General features: G+C 66.6%; 19 protein-coding genes. 5 read left to right on the forward strand and 14 right to left on the reverse strand.

Annotated elements, in window-relative coordinates:
• Nucleotides 1-269 precede the first annotated feature (269 nt).
• From ACQ4OD_RS11550 to ACQ4OD_RS11580, 7 genes are all read right to left on the reverse strand, one after another.
• A complete protein-coding gene (locus ACQ4OD_RS11550; RefSeq protein WP_139670394.1) occupies nt 270-989 on the reverse strand; it encodes a thioesterase II family protein in 720 nt (239 codons plus the stop codon).
• Nucleotides 990-993: 4 nt separating this feature from the next.
• The gene (locus ACQ4OD_RS11555) at nt 994-1,215 is read right to left on the reverse strand and encodes an MbtH family protein (protein WP_054889282.1); all 222 of its coding nucleotides are present in this window, start codon (nt 1,213-1,215) and stop codon (nt 994-996) included.
• A gap of 163 nt (nt 1,216-1,378) precedes the next feature.
• Complete coding sequence (locus ACQ4OD_RS11560; RefSeq protein ID WP_102685043.1) at nt 1,379-2,773, reverse strand: efflux transporter outer membrane subunit; 1,395 nt, start codon at nt 2,771-2,773, stop codon at nt 1,379-1,381.
• Nucleotides 2,770-5,853 (reverse strand): MexW/MexI family multidrug efflux RND transporter permease subunit, encoded by a 3,084-nt coding sequence (locus ACQ4OD_RS11565; protein ID WP_430944325.1) that lies wholly within the window; start codon nt 5,851-5,853, stop codon nt 2,770-2,772. Before ACQ4OD_RS11565 ends, ACQ4OD_RS11560 begins: the two co-directional genes overlap by 4 nt.
• 18 nt (nt 5,854-5,871) lie before the next feature.
• The gene (locus tag ACQ4OD_RS11570) at nt 5,872-6,966 is read right to left on the reverse strand and encodes an efflux RND transporter periplasmic adaptor subunit (protein ID WP_139670392.1); all 1,095 of its coding nucleotides are present in this window, start codon (nt 6,964-6,966) and stop codon (nt 5,872-5,874) included.
• A 14-nt stretch (nt 6,967-6,980) separates the two neighbouring features.
• Nucleotides 6,981-7,466, reverse strand: coding sequence for a DUF2165 family protein (locus ACQ4OD_RS11575; RefSeq protein ID WP_110701571.1), 486 nt, complete (start codon nt 7,464-7,466; stop codon nt 6,981-6,983).
• A gap of 240 nt (nt 7,467-7,706) precedes the next feature.
• A complete protein-coding gene (locus ACQ4OD_RS11580) occupies nt 7,707-8,921 on the reverse strand; it encodes a sugar transporter (protein WP_102685047.1) in 1,215 nt (404 codons plus the stop codon).
• 219 nt (nt 8,922-9,140) lie between these two features.
• On the opposite strand from ACQ4OD_RS11580, the gene ACQ4OD_RS11585 reads away from it, so the two are divergent.
• Entirely contained in the window at nt 9,141-10,457 is a 1,317-nt protein-coding gene (locus ACQ4OD_RS11585; RefSeq protein ID WP_430944326.1) for a hypothetical protein, read from the forward strand.
• Nucleotides 10,458-10,490: 33 nt separating this feature from the next.
• On the opposite strand, the gene ACQ4OD_RS11590 is transcribed toward ACQ4OD_RS11585, so the two are convergent.
• Nucleotides 10,491-11,483, reverse strand: coding sequence for a bile acid:sodium symporter family protein (locus ACQ4OD_RS11590; RefSeq protein WP_430944327.1), 993 nt, complete (start codon nt 11,481-11,483; stop codon nt 10,491-10,493).
• A 133-nt stretch (nt 11,484-11,616) separates the two neighbouring features.
• Between ACQ4OD_RS11590 and ampC the strand changes: the two genes are divergently transcribed.
• Nucleotides 11,617-12,756, forward strand: coding sequence for a class C beta-lactamase (ampC, locus tag ACQ4OD_RS11595; protein ID WP_258600544.1), 1,140 nt, complete (start codon nt 11,617-11,619; stop codon nt 12,754-12,756).
• A 343-nt stretch (nt 12,757-13,099) separates the two neighbouring features.
• Nucleotides 13,100-13,432, forward strand: a complete 333-nt coding sequence (locus ACQ4OD_RS11600; RefSeq protein WP_046855208.1) for a hypothetical protein — start codon at nt 13,100-13,102, stop codon at nt 13,430-13,432.
• A gap of 53 nt (nt 13,433-13,485) precedes the next feature.
• On the opposite strand, the gene ACQ4OD_RS11605 is transcribed toward ACQ4OD_RS11600, so the two are convergent.
• The 3 genes from ACQ4OD_RS11605 to ACQ4OD_RS11615 form a co-directional block, all read right to left on the reverse strand.
• Nucleotides 13,486-13,791 carry a hypothetical protein gene (locus ACQ4OD_RS11605; protein ID WP_139670384.1) on the reverse strand — a complete coding sequence of 102 codons (306 nt, stop codon included), beginning with the start codon at nt 13,789-13,791 and terminating at the stop codon, nt 13,486-13,488.
• A 224-nt stretch (nt 13,792-14,015) separates the two neighbouring features.
• Nucleotides 14,016-14,204, reverse strand: coding sequence for a hypothetical protein (locus ACQ4OD_RS11610; RefSeq protein ID WP_023632482.1), 189 nt, complete (start codon nt 14,202-14,204; stop codon nt 14,016-14,018).
• A gap of 140 nt (nt 14,205-14,344) precedes the next feature.
• Entirely contained in the window at nt 14,345-14,665 is a 321-nt protein-coding gene (locus ACQ4OD_RS11615; RefSeq protein WP_023632483.1) for a YbjQ family protein, read from the reverse strand.
• Between the two features lie 134 nt (nt 14,666-14,799).
• Between ACQ4OD_RS11615 and ACQ4OD_RS11620 the strand changes: the two genes are divergently transcribed.
• The gene (locus tag ACQ4OD_RS11620) at nt 14,800-16,221 is read left to right on the forward strand and encodes an MFS transporter (protein WP_110701561.1); all 1,422 of its coding nucleotides are present in this window, start codon (nt 14,800-14,802) and stop codon (nt 16,219-16,221) included.
• A 2-nt stretch (nt 16,222-16,223) separates the two neighbouring features.
• Nucleotides 16,224-16,952, forward strand: a complete 729-nt coding sequence (locus ACQ4OD_RS11625; RefSeq protein ID WP_198755121.1) for a class I SAM-dependent methyltransferase — start codon at nt 16,224-16,226, stop codon at nt 16,950-16,952.
• A gap of 123 nt (nt 16,953-17,075) precedes the next feature.
• On the opposite strand, the gene ribD is transcribed toward ACQ4OD_RS11625, so the two are convergent.
• The 3 genes from ribD to ACQ4OD_RS11640 are packed head-to-tail and all read right to left on the reverse strand — an operon-like array spanning nt 17,076 to nt 20,350.
• Entirely contained in the window at nt 17,076-17,990 is a 915-nt protein-coding gene (ribD, locus tag ACQ4OD_RS11630) for a bifunctional diaminohydroxyphosphoribosylaminopyrimidine deaminase/5-amino-6-(5-phosphoribosylamino)uracil reductase RibD (protein ID WP_430944328.1), read from the reverse strand.
• Nucleotides 17,987-18,646: an SAM-dependent methyltransferase gene (locus ACQ4OD_RS11635; RefSeq protein WP_102685056.1), complete on the reverse strand. Its 660-nt coding sequence runs from the start codon at nt 18,644-18,646 to the stop codon at nt 17,987-17,989. Before ACQ4OD_RS11635 ends, ribD begins: the two co-directional genes overlap by 4 nt.
• Before the next feature lie 12 nt (nt 18,647-18,658).
• The gene (locus tag ACQ4OD_RS11640) at nt 18,659-20,350 is read right to left on the reverse strand and encodes a WD40 repeat domain-containing protein (RefSeq protein WP_110701558.1); all 1,692 of its coding nucleotides are present in this window, start codon (nt 20,348-20,350) and stop codon (nt 18,659-18,661) included.
• Between the last annotated feature and the right edge of the window lie 8 nt (nt 20,351-20,358).

Consider the following 20,358-nt stretch of genomic DNA (forward strand, 5'->3'; position numbering starts at 1 on the left):
TCCGCAAGACCTGCGTTCGGCCTCCTGAAGTCGCAATTTGTGTCGCCTGAACTATCGCGCACTTAGAAGCAAGAGCAAGAGCAAGAGCAAGAGCAAGAGCAAGAGCAAGAGCAAGAGCAAGAGCAAGAGCAAGAGCAAGAGCAAGAAAATATGTTTTGGATTGGGAGTTGAAAGTTCTTATATGCAGTCAGGCCTCTCGCCGATAACCAGGCATGAGGCCACTGCAGAATTATCAAACTGTAAGAGAATTCTATAAACCGCCCTGTCCATCACGCACAAAGCCGCAATGGCTCCAACGTCCTGCACAGCACATCAAGCACACGATCTTCATGCTCATGTATAAAGAAATGCCCTCCCGGAAACTTCGCCAGCGAATACTCGCCAACCGTCTCCCGCCCCCAGGCCTGCAATTGTTCATCATTGGCGCGATCGTTCTCGCCAGCGAATACATGCAAGGGACATTGCAATGGCAGGCGCTGCTCATACGCATAACGGCCGCAAAGCAGGAAATCCGCCTGCACGATCGGCAAGGCCAGGCTCATGAGCTCTTCGTTGGCCAGCACCTCCTCGGAGGTACCACCCAACTTGCGCAATTCGGCGATCAATTCGGCATCGCCACGCGGCTCGGTCCATTTGCCACCGGCGTAATCCTCGCGCCGGGTCGGCGCTGCGGTGCCGCAGGCGAACAAGGCCACAGGCGGCGGGCAGCCGAGTGCACGCAACTCATGGGCCAGCTCGAAGGCGACCAACGCCCCCAGGCTGTGCCCGAGCACGGCGTAAGGCGCATGGGTGACGGCGCGCTGCTCATGGGCCAACTGCCGGGCCAGGGCCCGCAGGTCGGTGTGCAGCGGATCGCCCATGCGCGCGCCGCGCCCGGGCAGCTCTACCGGGCGCACCTGCAGCCAGGCCGGCAGCTTGCGTCGCCAGCGGCTGTAGACCATCGCACTGGCACCGGAATACGGCAGGCACAGCAGGTTCAGGGTCGACACCGCCTTACTGCGCCACGGCTTCGGCCATCTTCTGGCGCAGGCTCAGTGGGCGCATGTCGGTCCAGACTTCGTCGATGTACGCCAGGCAGTCCTTCTTCAGGCCGCTCTTGCCCACCGCGCGCCAGCCATTGGGGATCGCCTTGTAGTCGGGCCAGATGGAATACTGCTCTTCGTGGTTGACCACTACCTGGAACTGGATATCGTCGCGGTCGAAAACGGAAGTCATTGCCTGTCTCCTTGAATGATGAGGGCCGAACGCGCCGGGCGCAGGGCGGCTTTCATGAAAACGAAAGGCGCGCGGGGAAAATTAGGCCATTGCTCGTGGTCTTGCCAAAGGAGGGAAGCCCGCATGTCTTGCCGGGCTGCCACAGCGTACCTGGCAACACAGGCTACATCGCCTCGCTCCCCCACCCCAAGGCTTTGTACAGCGCAATCGCATCCAGGTACGAGGCCGTCTCCGCCTCCGCCACCTCGCGCTTGATCGAGAACAGCGCACGCTGGTTCTCGAGCACCGCCAGGTAGGTGCCGGCCCCGCGCCGATAGCGCTTGTTGGCAATGTCGATGGCCTCGCTGCCGTGCCCGGCGGAGGCCACCAGGCTTTGCAGCCGCGCCTGGTTGCGCACCAGTTGCGTAACGGCGTTTTCCACTTCCTCGCGGGCCAGCAGCACCGCCTGCTGGTAGCGCGCCTGGCTGCCCTCGGCCAGCGCCTCGCGCACCCGCAGGCGGGCGCGGGCATTGCCCAGGCGCAAGGCCGGCCAGGTGACCATCGGCGCCAGCTCATAAGCGCGGGCAGCGCTGCCCAGGTCGCCGCTGCGCAAGGCGAAGAAACCGATGAAACCGCCCAGGTCCAACCGTGGGTACAGCTCGGCGGTGGCCGCGCCGACATCCTCGGTGCTGGCCGCCAGCTCACGCTCGGCACTGACCACATCAGGTCGCTGGCCAATCAGCGCATCAACGTCACCCAGCGGCAACTGGCGCGCCAATGGCGGCAGGAACGGCGCGGCGCCCTGCTCCTGGCTGCCCGGCACCTGCCCGGTCAACACATCGAGGCGATAGCTCGCCTGCTCGATGGCCGCCTGCAACGGCGGTACCGCCGCCTCGCTGAGCAACAGGTTGGCATGGGCGTTCTGCTGGTCTTCGTACTGGCCACTGCCGGCGCGCACCTGGGCGCTGGTCAGTTGCAGGGTCTCGCGCCAGGCCTCGACCTGATCCTCGGCCACCACCAGGCTGCGTTTGAGCCCGAGCTTGAGGTAGTAATTGCGCGCCACCTCGGCGGCGATGCTCAAGCGCACCTGGCGAAGGTCAGCCGCCGCCGCGTCGGCACGCGCCTCGGCGGCGTCGGTCAGGCGCTGCAGGCGGCCGAACAGGTCGATCTCCCACTGCACGTCGAATCCGGCGCGGTACTGCTCGGTGCGCATGCGCCGCGGGTCGCTGCCATCGGCCGGTTGCTGCTGCTCCAGGCTCTGGTTGTAGCCAGCGCGGGCGGTGACCCAGGGGTAGCGGTCGAGGCTGCGGTCGTCGAACAGCGCCCGCGCCGCCAGCAGGTTGGCATGGGCCTGGCGGATATCGTGGTTGTTGACCAGGGCCTGGTCGACCAGACGCACCAGCTGCGGATCGTCGAAGAACCGCCACCACTGCTCCGGCATCTCGCCACGGGCGGCGAAGGCGGCGCGCTGCGGACTGTGCAGACCACTGGCAGGTGCCTCGGGCTTGCGGTAGTCGGGGCCGACGCTGCAGGCCGACAAGGCCAGGGCCAGCAGGGATACGACGAATACCGGCTTCATGGCTGCCCCTCCAGGGTTTCGGCCAACGATCGGGCCCGTGCCGAACGCGCCGTGCTGGCATGGTCACGGGCCAGCAGGCTGTAGATGGTCGGCAGCACGAACAGGGTGAACAAGGTGCCGACCAGCATCCCGGTGACAATCACCACGCCGAGCCCGAAGCGGCTGGCAGCACCGGCACCGGAGGCGAACAACAGCGGGATCAGCCCCACCACCATGGCCGCCGTGGTCATCAGGATCGGCCGCAAGCGGATCTGCGCTGCCTTGCCGATGGCCGTGCGCCGGTCCAGGTGCTGCTCGGCCTGCAAGGTGTTGGCAAATTCGACCATGAGGATGCCGTGCTTGCTGATCAGACCGATCAGCGTCACCAGGCCGATCTGCGTGTAGATGTTCACCGTGGCTACCCCCAGCGCCAGCGGTAGCAGGGCACCGCTGATCGACAGCGGCACGGTGATCAGGATGATCAGCGGATCGACCAGGCTTTCATACTGCGCCGCCAGCACCAGGTAGATCACCACCACGGCGGCGAGGAAGGCCAGCATCAGGGCGTTGCCCTCCTGCTGGTACTGGCGCGCGTCGGACTGCCAGTCGATGCTGAAGCCCGCCGGCAGTTCGGCGGCGGCGTGCTCGAGGAAGGCCACGGTGTCGCCCAGGGTGACGCCGGCCGCCGGAATACCCTGGAAGGTCGCGGCGTTCTGCTGGTTGAACTGGGTCAGGCGGTTGGGCTCGACCTGCTCGCTGACCTGCACCACGGTGGACAGCGGCACCAGCCTGCCCTCCTCGCTGCGCACGTACTGCCGGGTCAGGGCCTGAGGGGTCAGGCGCTGGTCACGCGGGCTCTGCGCGATCACATCATAGGAGCGGCCATCCAGGCCGAACCGGTTGAGGTAGTTCTCGCCCACCAGCACCGCCAGCGACTCGCCGATGTCCTGCATGCGGATACCCATGCTGTTGGCCTTGGCCCGGTCGACGCGCACCTGCACCACCGGGTTGTTGTAGTCCAGGTCGCTGTCGACCACGGCGAACAGGCCGCTCTGCCGCGCCTTGGCCTTGACCTGCTCCATGGTGTCGAACAGCACCCGGTAGTCCTGCGAGCTGCGCAGCACCATCTGCACCGGCAGGCCACCGGTGGAGCCCGGCAGCGCGGGCAGCTGGAAGGCGAAGATGCTGGTGCCCTCGACATCGTTCACCGCCGCCTGCAGGTCGAGCTGGATCTGCGAGGCATTGCGTTCGCGCTCGCCCCATGGCTGCAGGTTGATGCCGCCGATGCCCGAGGCGATGCCGTCGCTACCGTTGATGATCCAGGTGCTGACGGTCTCTGGCAGGGTCCGGTAGACCGCGTCGAGCTTGTCGGCGAAGCGCTCCACATAGGCCAGGTTGGCGTGCTGCGGCGCCTTGATCGCGGTGAGCAGCCCGGCCTGGTCCTCGGTCGGCGCCAGCTCGCGCTGCGGCAAGGCGTACAACAGCGGCAGGCTGACCAGCACCAGCAAGGCGAAACCGACGCTGATCCAGCGGTGTTTCAGCGAGAAGCCCAGCACATGGGCGTAGCGCTCGGCCAGCCAGTCGAAGAAACGGTTGGCTGCGTGGGCCATGCGCCCCTCGGACTGGCGGGCGTCGAGCAGGAACGAGCTCATCACCGGCGACAGGGTCAGGGCCACCACGCCGGAGACCACCACCGCCCCGGCCAGGGTCAGGGCGAACTCGCGGAACAGCGCGCCGGTCAGGCCGCCCATCATGCCGATCGGCGCGTACACCGCCGCCAAGGTGATGGTCATGGCGATCACCGGCCCGGCTACCTCGCGGGCGCCGATCAACGCCGCCGCCACCGGCGTGCGCCCTTCCTCGATATGGCGGTGGACGTTCTCCACCACGACAATGGCGTCGTCCACCACCAGCCCCACCGCGAGCACCATGGCCAGCAGGGTAAGCAGATTGACGCTGAAACCGAAGGCCAGCATCAGCGCCGCGGCCCCGAGCATCGACAGCGGGATGGTCACCACCGGAATCAGCACCGTGCGCAGCGAGCCCAGGCACAGGTAGATCACCACCACGACGATTGCCAAGGCCTCGAGCAAGGTCTTGGTTACCTCGTCGATGGAGGCCTGGATGAAACGCGCCGTCTCGAAGGCAAGCTCGGCCTTGACGTCGGGCGGCAGGGTCTGGCGAATCTGCGGCAGCAATTGGCGGATGCCGTCGACGATCACCAGCGGGTTGCCGCCCGGGGTGGCGAACAGCCCCAGATGCACCGCCGCTACGCCGTCCATGCTGGCGCTGGTCTCGGCCGAAGCCGCGCCCAGCTCGACCGTGCCGATGTCGCGGATGCGCACCAGGCCGTTGCCGTCGTTGCGGATCACCAGCTCACGGAAGTCGCCGACCGAGGTCAGGTCGGTGTCGACGCGGATATTGGCGATCACATACTGGCCCTTCACCTTGCCCGGCGCCGCCTGGTAGTTGTTGCGGCGCACCGCCTCGGCCACGTCGGCCGCGGTCAGGCCCCGGGCGGCCAGGCGTGCCGGGTCGATCCACAGGCGCATGGACAGGGTCTGGCCACCGAACACCTGGACCTTGGCCACACCCTCGATGGTACTGAGCAGCGGCTCGACCACCCGGGTGAGGTAGTCGGTCATGGCCGGGATCGGCAGGCTCGCGCTGGCAAAACCGATGTAGGCCACGGCCGTGGACTCGCCCGCCGAACGCTCGATCACCGGATCGTAGGCCCGCTCCGGCAGGCGGAAACGCACCTGGTTGACCTTGGCCATCACCTCGGTGAGGGCCTGGGTCGAGTCGCGGTTCAGCTCCATGCGCACGGTCACCAGGCTACGGCCCTGCACCGACGAGGACGACAGGTAGTCGATACCTTCCACCGACGACACCGCCTGGGCGATCGGCTGAGTGACGAAACCCTGCATCAGCTCGGCGGGGGCGCCGGGGTACTCGGTGGTCACGGTGATGGTCGAGCTTTCCAGCAAGGGGTACTGGCGGATCGGCAACTGCAGCAGCGACAGCAGCCCCAGCAGCAGGATCAAGGTGCTGACCACCAGCGCCAGCACAGGCCGGCGCACGAACAGGTCGGTGAATGTCATGGCGTTTTCTCGCTGGGGTCAGGCGCCGCTGGCCGGGGCCTGCAGGGTGTCTTCGGTGGCTTGCACGGCGGCGCCGTCGCTCAGGCGCAACTGCCCGGACACCACTACCTGGTCGTCCTCGCGCAAGCCCTGCTCGATCACCACCCGCCCGGCCTGGCGTTCACCGGTCCGCACCGCCACACGCTGCACCACCAGGGCATCGGCGGCGGCATCGTGGCGGGCGACGAACACCGTGTCGCCGTAAGCGGTATAGGCAACGGCGGTTTCCGGCACGGTCAGCACCTGGCCGTCATCGGGGCTGGCTACCTGCACGCTGGCATACATGCCGGCCGACAGGCGCGCATCGGGCTTGGCCAGGGTGGCCTGCACCTGCACCGTGCGCGAACGGCCGATCAAGGGGTCGATAGCGGTGATGTGCGCGGTGAAGGCCGTATCGGGGAAGGCATCCAACCGCACCTCGACCGCCTGGCCGGTGCGCAGCTGGGCGCTGAGCTGCTCCTCGAGGGAGAAGTTGACGTACAGGCTGCGGGTGTCGATCAGGCTGACCACCGGGTCGCCGACATTGAGGTACTGGCCCTGGTTCACCCGGCGGATACCCAGGCGCCCGTCGAAGGGTGCGCGCACCGCCTTCTGGGCGATCACCGCCTCGGTACGGGCCAGCTCGCCCTGGGCCATGTCGCGGGCCGCCAGGGCGTTGTCCAGCTGTTCCTGGGTGGCGGCGTTCTCGCGCAGCAGGTCCTTGACGCGCCGGTAGTTGGTCCGCGCATTGTCCAGCTGGGCCTTCAGGCGCAGGCGCTCGGCCTGCTCCGGGGCATCGTTGAGGGTGACCAGCACATCACCCTTGCGCACCTGCTGGCCGGAGCTGAAGTTGATCGCCGTCACCCGCCCGCCGATCTCGGCCGACACCAGCACCTGGTGCACCGCCTCCAGCTCGCCGACGCCGGCGAAGGCGCGTTTCTGCGGTGCTTTCTGTACCGTGGCCAGGGCCACCTTGACCAGGTGCCGCGGCGCGGCTGCCGTGGCCTGGGCCTCCCCGGTGTGGCGCCAGGCCAGGCCACCGGCGGTGGCCAGGGCCAGCACCAGGGCACTGCCAAGTATTGCCTTGCTATTCATTGCGCGTCCTCGCCTCAGGCCCAATCCAGGTTGAACAGGAAGAACGCCAGGGTCGCCCACAGCACCAGCACCAGGTGGGTGAGCTGCAGGCCTTCCTGGCGTATCCAGTAGCCGAACCACAGGCCCCCGAGCAGCATGGCGAAAGTGAAAGCGAGGAAGGCGCCAAGTGCCAGGTTCAACCAGGCCCGGGCCAGGAGCGGATCCTGGGCGACGATCAGCCCATAGGTGCCGACCCAGGCCGCCAGGCTGGCGACGATCTGCAGTAGCAGGATCACCAGCAGCGCGGCGCGGGCCAGGCCCGCCGAATGACAGGCCCTGCGCAGCAAGGGGAATTCAATGGCCGGCGGCTGGCGCAGTGGCGCCATGGCCAAGGTGGCGCCAATGGCGCCGACGGAGCTGGCGAAGGCCTGCAGGTTGTTCAATACCGCGATGCTCAGCCACAACGCCAGGCCCACGGCCTGGATGGCCTGGAACAGCCACAGGGAAGTGTGCAAATCCATATCAACGTCCGTATTGATGGCCTGGGCGGGACGCCAGGCAATTACACAAGAAAACGCTTGGATATTAGAGGCAGCCTTGCCGATACACAAGCGCCCCTATTACAGGGGCGCGTGTTGACAGGGAAGTTGATGCGGATCAGTCGGGAGACATTTGCAGGGCTGGAGGTGCCAGGAACCGGGATTCTTGGTCAATGAAAATCCTGCAAGAGCGGCTTTGACCGCTCCTGCAGAAGGCGTGGTTCACGCCTGCCCAGGCACCCGAGTCAGGGCTTCGCGAAAGCGCTGGGTACTGGCCAGCGCCAGCACCAGGCCGACAACCGCCACGCCGCCCCCCACCAGGCCGATATGCGCCACGCCCACCTGGCTGCTGACAATGCTGCCAAGCAACGCACCGCCACCGATACCGATGTTGTAGATACCGGAGAACAACGCCATGGCCACGTCGGTGGCATCCGAGGCAAGCTTGAGGGTCTTGGACTGCAAGGCCAGGCTGAAGCTCAGGATCGCCACGCCCCAGACCATGCTCAGGGCGGCGAACACCTGGAAATTGCCCGACAGCGGCAACAGCAGCAGCAGGCACGCGGCAAGCGCGCCGATGGCGCCCACCAGGAAGCCATGGGGGAAACGCTCGCTGTAGCGGCTGAACAACACCGAGCCGAACACGCCGGCACCGCCGTACAGCAACAGCAGCAACGTGGTGTGTTCGCCACTGATCCGTGCCACGTGCAGGGCGAAGGGTTCGATGTAGCTGTAGGCAGTGAACTGCGCGGTAATCACCAGGGTTACCAGCATGTAGGTGATCACCAGCGCCGGACGCTTGAACAGCACCGGCAGGCTGCGCAGCGAGCCGGAGTTCTGGCTCGGCAGCAGCGGCAGCGACTTCATCAGGCAGAGCATGGTCGCCAGCGCCACCCCGGCGATACACAGGAAGGTAATGCGCCAGCCCAGCGCCTCACCCACCACACGCCCCAGCGGGATGCCCATGACCATCGCCAGGGTGGTGCCGGTGGCCAGCAGGCCCAGCGCCTTGGCCTGCTGGCCGGGCGGCGCCACGCGCACCGCCAGCGACGCGGTGATGGCCCAGAACACGGCATGGGCCAGGGCGATGCCGATGCGGCTGACCAGCAGCATGGCGAAGCTCTGGGACAGCCACGACATCAAGTGGCTGACGATGAACACCAGGAACACCAGCAGCAGCAGGCGGCGGCGTTCGATGTTGCGGGTCACCAGCATCATCGGCAGCGAGGCCAGTGCCACCACCCAGGCGTAGATGGTCAGCATCAGGCCGACCTGTGCGGTGGTCATCTCGAAGCTGCGGCCGATATCGCTGAGCAGCGCCACCGGGACGAACTCGGTGGTATTGAAGATGAACGCCGCCAGCGCCAGGGCGATGACGCTCAGCCAACTGCCGCTGCCGGCGGTGGGAGGCATGGAGGTGGGGACGGGACCATTCATGTGAAGATGTTTTTCTCCGCGGACAAGGCAACAGGACGCGCATCGCCTGCCCAGGTTCCAGGCCGGTGACGCACGTTTTCTTATTGAAAGGATGTCCGGCATGGTACGCATCAAGGCCGAGCCTCACAACCGCGGGCGCGGACGGAGTACCATGCGCGCCTGCGTGCACCCTTTTGTCGCACATCACCTACCCTGCGGAACAAGGAGTTCGATCCGCCCATGGACAAGCAGCACCCCCAGCAGCAATGGCGCGAGGCGGTCATCGCCTATGCCGAGGCCATCAACCGCTATGTCGCGCAGGGCCGCGCGCAAGGCTGGGACGATCTGGAGGAACCACAGGCGCCGGCCACCGAGCACCTGCTTGACGCCTGGCAGGCGGCGCTGCTGGCCATAAACCGCCCGGGCACCGACGAACAGCAACGCCAGTTGTTCCGCGAAGCCTGGCCCCCGGCGCATCTGCCGCTGTTGCCATTGCTCGACGAACAGGCCCAGGGCATCGGCAACCTGCTGCTGCTCGACGACGGCAGCCTGCTGGTGCGCATCGGCATGCCGTTCGAGCGCGGCCAGGTGCTGCGCCTCGACGACCAGGGCGTCACCCCGGTGATCGGTGTCGAGCACTTCGGGCGCTGCCCAGGGCGGCGCTACTTCGCCCTGGGCAACGCCGAGGGGGTACGCGTGACCGATGGCTGGGGTGGCCCGCAAGTGGCGCGGCTGGCCTGGCCCCATGGTCTGGAAGGGTTACCGGCGGGTTACCCGTTCGACCCCTTCGACCTGCCGCCGACGCCCACTGCGCTGCTGCCCTTCCCCGATGGCCAGCGGGTCCTGCTGGTCAGCAGCGACGGCATCTTCGTGCTTGCCGCCGCTGGTGTCACGCGCCTGCTGCCACGCGAGGACGATATTCTCGAGGAGCTGCGCCAGGGCACTGACCCGGACGACATCGCCTTGGGCCTGACGATGGCACATGCCGCGCTGTCACCGGACGGCAGGCTGGTCGCCCTGGGCGAACAATGCGGCCGTCACCTGGTGCTCGACGAGCAGTTCAGGCGCATCGCAGAGGTCGGCCCGGCCAGCGAGTACCCGCACTTCGCGCTGTTCAACCGCCGGGGTGACCAGCTGATCCTCAATGCCTGCCACTTCTATCAGGGCGGCACCGTCGGCGTGCGGTTGGCCGACCTGCCGGGGCTGGATACCGGTTTCTACAGCAATGACCCGCGCACGCCACTGCTGCAGGACGGCGCAAGGGTCTACGCCGGGGTGGCCCGCGATGGCGAATACATCGTCGGTGACGCCCATGGCTACCTGCGCGCCTTCGGCGAGGACGGCCACGAGCACTGGCAGCACTATCTTGGTTCGACCATCAGCGCGATGGACATCAGCGCCGACGGCCGCACCCTGGTGGTGGCCAGCCATGCCGGGTTCATTTCGCAGATCGCCCTGGACCGTGGCCGACCGCAGTGGCAGATCGGCACGGGGGCGCATGGCGAGGTGCGCCGCTGGTTGTGCTGGAAAGGGTTCGACCGGCCGCTGGCCTGGTAGGTCGCTGGCGCGGGCCTGCGGCAGGGATCCGTCTCAGGAAGCCGCCGACGCCCGCGCGCCTTCCTCGACCCGCGCGGCATAACGCTGCGCCAGCACCGCGCAGACCATCAGCTGGATCTGGTGGAACAGCATCAACGGCAGGATCATCGCCCCAATGCCACCGCCGACGAACAGCACCTGGGCCATGGGCACGCCGGTTGCCAGACTCTTCTTGGACCCTGCGAAGAGAATGGTGATGCGGTCCTCGACATTGAAGCCCAGCAGCCGCCCGAGCAGCCGCGTGCCGAGCAGCACCACCGCCAGCAGGATCCCGCACACGGCGAACAGGCCCGCCAGGTGCTGCGGCGACACCGTGTGCCACAACCCGGTCACCACCGCCTCGCTGAAGGCGGTGTACACCACCAGCAGGATCGAGCCCTGGTCCACCAGCTTCAGCCAGCGCGCATTGCGCTGGACCCAGGCACCGATCCAGCGGCGGGCGATCTGCCCGGCGACGAAGGGCACCAACAACTGCAGGGTGATCTTCAGCACCGCGTCCAGCCCGGAGCCGGTGTCGCCCGAGGCGCCCAGCAACATCACCACCAGCAGCGGCGTGAGGAAGATCCCCAGCAGGCTCGAGGCCGCCGCGCTGCAGATCGCCGCAGGCACGTTGCCACGGGCCAGCGAGGTAAAGGCGATGGCCGACTGCACCGTGGCCGGCAAGGCGCACAGGTAGAGCACGCCCAGGTACAGCTCATTGCCCACCAGCGGCACGAACAGCGGCTTGAACGCCAGCCCCAGCAGCGGGAACAGCACGAAGGTGCAGGAGAACACCAGCAGGTGCAGGCGCCAGTGGCCGGCACCGGCGATGATCGCCTCGCGCGACAGCTTGGCACCGTGCAGGAAGAACAGCAGGCCGATGGCCAGGTTGGTCAGCCAGCCGAACAGCACCGCGCCCTCGCCTGCGCACGGCAGCACGGTGGCGATGAACACCACCCCGAGCAGGGCCAGGGTGAAGTTGTCGAACAGCATGCGCAAATATCTCATCACAGATTCCGCCTTGTCTTTGTGCAAGCCTGGACGATAAGGTCTCGGCCTTTATGCCACTAACGCCGGAACCCCTGCCAGTGTCGCCCAACGGACAACCCGGCGGCTGAATCACGAAAAGGAACCTTGCACCATGAAACGTCCCCCGCACCTGCTGCTGGCCACTGCCCTGACGCTGGCCGCGCCACCACTGTTGGCAGGTGACCTGCAGCACAGCGTCGATGGCGTCATCCAGCCGCTGATGCGCGAGCACGGCATCGCCGGCATGGCCGTGGCAGTGTATGCCAATGGCCAATCGCATTATTTCAACTACGGCCTGGCCGACAAGGCCCGCGGCCAGGCAGTGACCCGCGATACGTTGTTCGAGGTCGGCTCGGTGAGCAAGACCTACACCGCCACCCTCGCCGCCCTGGCCAGCGCCGAGGGCAAGCTCGACCTCGCGGCGCCCGCCAGCCGCTACCAGCCCGCCCTGGCCAAGGCGCCGATCGGCAGCGCCAGTGTGCTTGAGCTGGGCGCCTACAGCGGCGACTGCCTGCCGCTGCAGTTCCCCGACGAGGTGCAAACGCCTGAGCAGACCCTGGCCTGGTTGCAGCACTGGCAACGCCGCGCCGAACCCGGCACCCAGCGCTGCTACTCGAACCCCAGCCTGGGCCTGTTCGGCGACCTGGCGGCGCGTGCGCAACAGCGGCCATTCGCCGAGCTGATGACCCAGGGGCTGCTGCCTCGGTTGGGCCTCGAGCACACCTACCTGGAAGTACCGGCCAACCTCCGGGGCCTCTATGCCCAGGGCTACGACGCCAAGGACAAGCCTGTGCGAGTCAGCCCGGGCCCTTACGCCGAGCAGGCCTACGGCATCAAGACCAGCGCCAGCGACCTGTTGCGCTATGTCCAGTTGCAACTGCAACCGGCCGCGCTCGACCCTGCCCTGCGCCAGGCCATCGCCATCACCCAGGCCGGCTACTTCCAGGTCGGCGCCATGACCCAGGGCCTGGGCTGGGAGCGCTACCCCTACCCGGTCAACCTCGACACCCTGTTGGAATACAACGGCGCCAAGATCATCCGCGGAGAAAACCCGATAAAGGCGTTGAACCCGGCGCTGCCCGCCGAGCCTGCCGCCTGGTACAACAAAACCGGCGCAACCAGCGGTTTTGGCGCCTACGTGGCATTCGTGCCGTCGAAACAGATGGGCATCGTACTGCTGGCCAACCGCAACTACCCCAACGAGGAGCGGGTACGTGTCGCGCAACGCATCCTCTCAAGCCTGGAGCCATGACGGCCGATTCCCGGCGCCGGCGAACGGACTCGACAGACACAACGAAGAGGATTGTCCGACAAGATGTAGTGACTAAAAATAATCACTACAAAACGGTTGACGCCCTTCCCGCGCCTTGGGCATGATGAGGCCGTCTCCCTGATCGGGAGCGGTGGCAAGGGTGTTCCAGACGGCCTGCGCGGTAACGCAGGCCGTCCGTGGAGAGGGAAACTGCCCAGAAGGCAGCGTGAGAAAGCCCCTGTTGCGAAGCTGCTGTAGCAGCCTTGGTTAGCGCGCTACATGGTGTGGCGCCAATGTGAACTTCAGACGAACTTCACCAACGAATGTGAGTAATGGGGGCTTTATGATGAACTTGAACAACAATCCAACCATCGACCAACTGGCCCAGCTGTTCGCCGCGCGCAAGGACAGCCTCGACGACCACCTGCTGTGGGTCAGCCAATCCGGCGAGGTCCGCCTGGATCGCCTGCCGCCGAACACGGTCGAAGACGAGTTCGAATCGCACATGCCCAGCATGCGCGCCCGTTTCAAGGTCTACCGCCGTGGCCAGGGCTACGTCGGCAAGAAGGCCGCCGCCGACACCTCCTTCGTCGGTCGCGTACTCGAGACCCTGCAACAAGAATGGCCGACCGCCCGTGAGCGGCAGGCAATCAAGGTGATCGACGCGTTGAACTGATCCCGCGGCTTTACACCGTTTCTTGAGCCCGGCCCGACAAAGGCCGGGCTTTTTCATGCCTGGCGCCTGCGCGGCATCGCTTCGGGCAGCGGCAAGGCGCCCGTGGCCAGGGCGCGGGCACGGTCAACGCCCCACACCAGGGCCCGTGTCATGGTTTCGCCCGGACGCGAGGGGTAGTACTCCTCCAGCAGTGCCTTGCCGTCGCGGGCGTACAGCCCGAGAAACAGCTGCGTGGCGCCAACCCTGGACAGGCGCACCTGCACATCGATGCTGGTGCCGTCGCTCAACTCCTCGTCATGGCTGCGGCTGTGCAACTGCGCATCGGCCCATTGCCAGTAGGTCTCTTCCCTGATTCGCATTGAAGTCGATACTCCGTGTCTGAAATGCCGCGCAAGAAAAGCACAGCCTCAAGCCGGCGGCGAGGGGGACGCACCGATACCATGAGCGGGATCAAGAAATGACGGAAAATGCGTGCCGTTGGGCGGTTTTGCAGTGTTCGGACAAACATGATCGCGGGGCAAGCCGCCCCCACAGATTTCTAGCAAGGTCTGTGGGAGCGGGCTTGCCCCGCTAATGTGCTGTTTCACTTTTTCGACGGGACACGCGGCGTGAACCGCCCCTTCTTGGCCCGTTGCAGGTGCGCCGGCTGCAGTTGCTCCGATTCGTCCAGGGTCATGTTGGCAAAGCCCAGGCGCAAGGCCGCTTGCCCGCAGCGCACCTGGCTGTTGATCGGAAACGCATCGTTCAGGTCTTCAAAAAAAGATTCGCTCATGCCCTGACTCCCTCCAATGGCGACCGTGCCGGCAGGCAATGCACCTGCCTAGTGAAGCAGCGGCCCGTTGAAGTGAGACTAGTCGGTCATTTGCAGACCAGCCGGACAAAACCTCCTTGCCCGACCAGTGGCAACTGGCCTTACTTCAACCGCACCGCCGTACCGGTGGCGAACACCACGACCATGCCGCCCTGCACCGACGGCATGCTGATCTCGAAGTCCACGCCTACCACCGCATCGGCTTGCAACTGCCGTGCCCGCGCCACAAGCTCCTCGGTGGCCTGCTCGCGGGCCAGCTTCAGCGCGCTCTCCAGGGTCTGCGAACGGCCACCGAAGAAGTCGCGAAAGCGTGCGAAGAAATCGCGCACGAAGTTGATCCCCTGCACCGATTCGGCGCTGACCACACCGAGGTATTCGGCAACGGGGCGGCCTTCGAGCTGGCTGGTGGTGCTGATGATCATGGGTGAAGCTCCTGGAACAAGACAAAAGAGCACGATCCTAACAAATCCACTGCGGCCAAATTACACAAGCAACTTCTTGAATAATGATTTTCCGGCTCCTAGACTCCCAACGCAGGATCACGCAAGGAGCCTTCATGACCGCCATCCCCGAACAGCCCCCCGCACGCTGGAGCGAACTGCTCAGCGGCGGCAACGCGCTGCGCTCGATCGCCCTGGCCGGCGGGGTCGCCCTGCACGCCGTCAATGTCTATATCGTCACCACGCTGCTGCCCACGGTGATCGACGAAATCGGCGGGTTGGCCTTCTATGCCTGGAACACCACCTTGTTCGTGGTGGCCTCGATCATCGGCTCCACCCTTTCCACCCGCCTGCTGGCCCGCGGTGGGCCACGGGTCGCCTACCTGCTGGCACTGCTGGTGTTCACCCTCGGTTCGGCAGTGTGCGCAATGGCCACCAGCATGCCGCTGCTGCTGATCGGGCGCAGCGTGCAAGGCCTGGGCGGTGGCATCCTGTTCGCCTTGAGCTATGCACTGATCCACCTGGTGTTCGAGAGCCGCCTGTGGCCCCGCGCCATGGCCCTGGTCTCGGCGATGTGGGGGGTGGCCACGCTGTGCGGCCCGGCCGTGGGCGGTGTGTTCGCCGAGGGCGGGCACTGGCGCTGGGCATTCTGGTCGCTACTGCCGGTGGCCGCCGCCCTGGCGCTGATCGTCTGCCTGCGCCTGCCGGCGCGCCAGGCGCTGGACGACAATGGCGCACGCCCGGCCTATGGCCTGATCGCCTGCCTGGTGGCCTCGGTGTTGGCGATCTGCGCGGCCAGCCTGGCCGACTCACTGTGGGTCAATCTGGCCGGGATCGTCGCCGGGCTGGCCATCGCCGCGCTGATCGCCCGCCTCGATCCCCGTGCCCGTCACCACCTGCTGCCCACCGGTGCCTACAGTCTCAGGCAACCGATGGGCGCGCTGTTCGCCATGATGTGCCTGCTGGTGGCGGCCATCACCACCGAGATCTATGTGCCCTATTTCCTGCAGCGCATCCATGGCTTCGGCCCCCTGGCCGCGGGCTACCTGACAGCCGTGATGGCCGCCGGCTGGACGGTCGGCGCCCTGGCCAGCGCCGGGCGTGACCGCGATGGCGGCGCCTGGCAGATCCGCTGCGGTCCGCTGCTGGTGGCCCTCGCGCTACTGGCCCTGGCTCTGCTGACACCCGCCGTAGCGTGGGTGGCCAGCACGCCAGGCCTGGCCGTGTTTGCCCTGGCCCTGGCCGGCGTGGGCCTGGGCATCGGCCTGGGCTGGCCGCACTTGCTTACCCGCGTGCTGCAAGCGGCGCGCCCCGGCGAGGAAAACCTCGCTTCGGCCTCGATCACCACCGTGCAGCTGTATGCCACCGCGCTGGCCGCGGCCCTGGCCGGCCTGGTAGCCAACAGCGCCGGGCTGGTTGAGCCCGGTGGCGTCGAGGGCGCGCGCCGGGCGGCATTGTGGCTGTTCGCCGTATTCGCCTGCGCACCGCTGCTGGCCCTGCCATTGGCGCTGCGCCTCACCTCTGAACGCAAGGAGTGACCATGAAGGAATCCAAGGAAGTCTACGAGCGCATCAGCGAGCAGTTCGAAGACTTCACCAGCCACGCCAGCCAGCGCGGGGTCGAGGTCGACACCTTTCGCTACATGGCCGGCGAAGTGATCGGCGAGGAGATCCTCGACCTGGCCTGCGGCCATGGTTTCTTCAGCCGCCGCCTGAAGGACTGGGGCGCGGCGCGGGTGCATGGGGTGGACATCTCGCCGAGCATGATCTATCAGGCGCGCCAGGCCAACGACGGCATCGCCTACGAAGTGCGCGACGTGGCGCAGATGGGCCGCATCGGCCAGTACGACAAGGTCACCGCCGCCTGGTTGTTCAACTACGCCAGCAGCGTCGAGGAGCTGCGTCGCATGTTCGAAAGCGTCGCCCTCAACCTCAAGCCGTTCGGTCAATTGATTGCCTATACCGCCAACCCGGCCTTCGACCTGGCCCGCGGCAACTTCACCGAGTACGGCATCCACGTACTGGACGAACAGCCGGTCGAAGGTGGCTTCCGCTGCCAAGGACAGTTCATGAGCACGCCGCCGGCGGATTTTACTTACTACCGCTGGCACAAGGCTGTCTACGAGCAAGCCGCCCATGACGTGGGGCTGCGCAATGTGCGCTGGATCGCCCCGCTGATCAGCGGCATCCGCAAGAAGGCGCACCCGCCGGGGTACTGGGATCTGTTCGAGCAGAACAGCCTGCAGGTCGGGTTGATCTGCAGCCGCTGAGATCACTGGCGCCGCTAACGCGACGCATCGCCGGCAAGCCCGCACCGATCGCGTCAACCTCAAGCCATGCGCCATCCTGTGGGAACGGGCTTGCCGGCGATGGGACGCACAAGGCGTCCCCGCTCAAACCTGTACCAGCCACTCATCCACCAGCCCCTGGCGCGCCAAGGCCTTGCACCACGCCGGCTGCGCCTCGACCTGGACTTCATTGCAGTCGAGCTCGTACAACACTTGCAACACCCGCCGCGCATCGACATCCTCGATCACCTGGCAGCGCGCTCGGGCATAGCGCCCGTCACGTGTCGCCTGCGCCGCATGCAGCACCAGCGTCGGTGCAAGGCCATCCAGCACCTTGGCCGAGGCAGGGCAATCGAGCCCCTGATCGACCACCACCCGCAACGGAGTCACCGGCTCGACTCGCTGTGCCGGTACCTGCGCCAGCAACGACGGGTCGCAGGCCTTGACCCAGTCACAGGTGGTCAACAACGCCGACGCCCTGCCCCGCCAGTGCTCCAGCGGCGCCTGCTCGTCGCAATGGCTGAGCATCGCGCCCTCACCCATCGCGCCGATGGCCAGCGCCGCCGGCCGCAACACCCGCACCCAGGGGCGCTGGCGCTCGATGCGCGAGAAAAACCCGCGATTGAGTGCTCGCGCCGTGGGACAGGGCATGGCCTCGACCGCGATGCCAGCTTCGCGCAGCCGAACCGCACCGATGCTCTGCGACGCATCGGCACTGGCCGTGACCACCCGGCGCACCCCGGCGGCCACCAGGGCATCGGCACACGGCGGGGTGCGCCCATGGTGACCACAAGGTTCGAGCGTCACATAGGCGGTGGCCCCCCGCGCCGCCGGGCCTGCCTCCTGCAAGGCGTGTACCTCGGCATGGGCGTGGCCGGCGCGCTGGTGCCAGCCGCGCCCCACCACCTGGCCATCGTTGACGATCACGCAGCCGACGCGCGGGTTGGGCATGGTGCTGTACAGGCCCTGGCTGGCAAGCGCCAGGGCCATGTCCAGGTAATGGCGGTCGAGCGCACTCACGTGCGGACCAGCGCCAGCAGATAGCGGGCCTCGCCATGCTGACGCTCGATCACCTCCAGGCCCTGCCAGGTGAAGCCGTGGGCCTCCAGTGTCTGGCGGATGCCATCGTCGGTGAAGAAATAGCCCTGGCGCTGGTTGTCCATTTCCCGCCACCCCGCCTCGGGGTGGGCATCATCAACCCCGAACACGTTCAGCCCCACCAAGGCGCCGGGGCGCAGCAGCCGGCGCACATGGGCCAGGTAAGGGCCCCATTCATCCGGGTGCTGGTGGTGGAAGCAGCCGTTGTCCAGGGCCGCGTCGAACACCGTTCCCGGCGCCGGTTGCCAGTCCTGCATGGCCTTGTTCACCAGGTCCAGGCGATCGCCCCAACGCTTGCGCAGCAACGGCCAGCTGGAGTTCTCGACGATATCCAGCCCGGTGACGCGGTGCCCGGCGAGGATAAAGGTGGAGGCGTCGCGGCCGCGACCCACGCCGATATCCAGCACATGCTGGTCGCCCTGCGGGTCGAGCCGTTCAAGGAAGGCCTGGGCCGCCTGGATCATGCCGACATCCCACGACCACTCGTCCTCGCCATGGCTGTAGCGGTGCACGAACGAGGTGTCGAGGGCCTTGCGGTAGTCGCCCTGGGGCATGAAGTCGCTTGCTTGCTTGCTCATCGTGCTGCTCCTTCAGGATGCCAGGCGGGCGTCGATGCCGTAGATGCGCCCGTCATAGGAACTGGCCAGGAACGCATCGCTGGCCGCGTCATGGGTCAGGCAGGAAATGCCGCTGGCGGTGGGTCGCTGCACCGGCAGCCAGCGCCGCGAGGCCAGGTCGAACAGCGCCACGGTACCGTTGTAGGCGGCGGTGGCGATCACCCGGCCATCGCTGGAGGCAGCGATGCATTTGATCGAGTGCTGGTGCGGCGAATCGAACACCTCGTCGCCGGTCTCCAGCCACAGGCGCAACTTGAGGTCGCGGCCGATGCTGGCGAAACCGCCGGTGATCGGGCAGCAGCCGTTGGAAATGCGGGTGTGCGCCGCCTCGATGTGCCGCACGCAGCTGAAGTCGGCGATGCTGTGCAACGCGGCGTCGGCCGAGGCGCAGACGCTGAACAGGTGACGCTCGTCGGCGGCCACGCCCTTGATCGCGTTGTCGTGCATGGGGATCGACGCCACCAGGCGCAGGCCGCCCTTGCCGTCATGGCCGAACACCAGGCCTTCGCCGGTGTAGGTGCCGATCAGCGCCAGGTCCTCGCCCTGCTTGACGAAGGTGGCGCCACAGTTGAGCGGCGAACGGTGCTGGTAGAGCATGCGCCCGGACAGGCCATCGAACACCTGGCCCATCTGACCACCGGTCAGCAGCAGCGGCCCGAACGGCAGGAGGAAGTTGCACAGGCTGCCGACACAGGTCACCGGCTGGTCGTCACGGTGCAGGATACCGGCGTCGCCGATGCTGTACTGGCGCTCTTCGCTGCGCACCACGGCATTGATGCTCACCGCCGGCTCGATGCCCGATACCTGCCACTGGTCCTGCTCGTAGTTCCAGGTGGCGTAGCGCGAGCCGAAGGTGGCGAACACCAGTTGCTCGTCGCCGACGAAGGCGCAGCTGCGTGGCCAGACGATGCTCGGCAGCGCGGTGCTGCGGCGCTTGACCAGGTTGCGCCCGGCGTCGAAGGTCCAGAGTATCGCCGAGCGATCGTAGCTCAGGCTCACCAGCAGGCGTTTGTCGTCGTTCCAGACAATGCGCTTGATCCCTGCGGCATGGGCCGGCACGGTCTGCACCTGGCCGTCGGCGATGATCGAGATGCGCCCCTCGTCATCGCCGGCGAACACCACGCCTTCGCGGGTGATGGCGATGGTATCGGTTTCCACGCCGCCGATGTCCACCTCGTCGCATTGCTGGCCGCTGCGGGTGTCCCACTGGCGCACGGTGCCGTCATCGCTGCTGGAGATCAGGCGCTGGCCATCCGGCGACCAGACCACCGAGATCACGTCGGCCTGGTGGCCATGGAATGCCTGCAGCTGCACGCCATCGAGGTCGAAGATGCGCAGCACGTGGTCACGCGAGCAGGTCGCCACACGCTGGCTGTCAGGCGAGAACACCGCCATCTCGACGTCGTCGTTGTGCCCCTGCAACACGGCCTTCAGGCGCATGCTCGGCACTTCCCAGATACGCGCGGTGTAGTCGCTGCTGGCGCTGACCAGGTGCTTGCCGTCGCTGCTGAAGGCGCACTGGTTGGCCAGGTGGTCATGGTGCACACGGTGGATCGGCTCGCCGGTGGCGGCGTTCCACAGGATCACCTGGTTGTCGTAGCCTGCGGTGGCGACGAAGTGCGCGGCATGGGCGGCGATACCGCTGATAGGGCCAATGTGTTTCATCGAAAGAT

This window comes from Pseudomonas sp. WC1, from assembly GCF_050586565.1.
In the GTDB taxonomy this organism is placed as follows: domain Bacteria; phylum Pseudomonadota; class Gammaproteobacteria; order Pseudomonadales; family Pseudomonadaceae; genus Aquipseudomonas.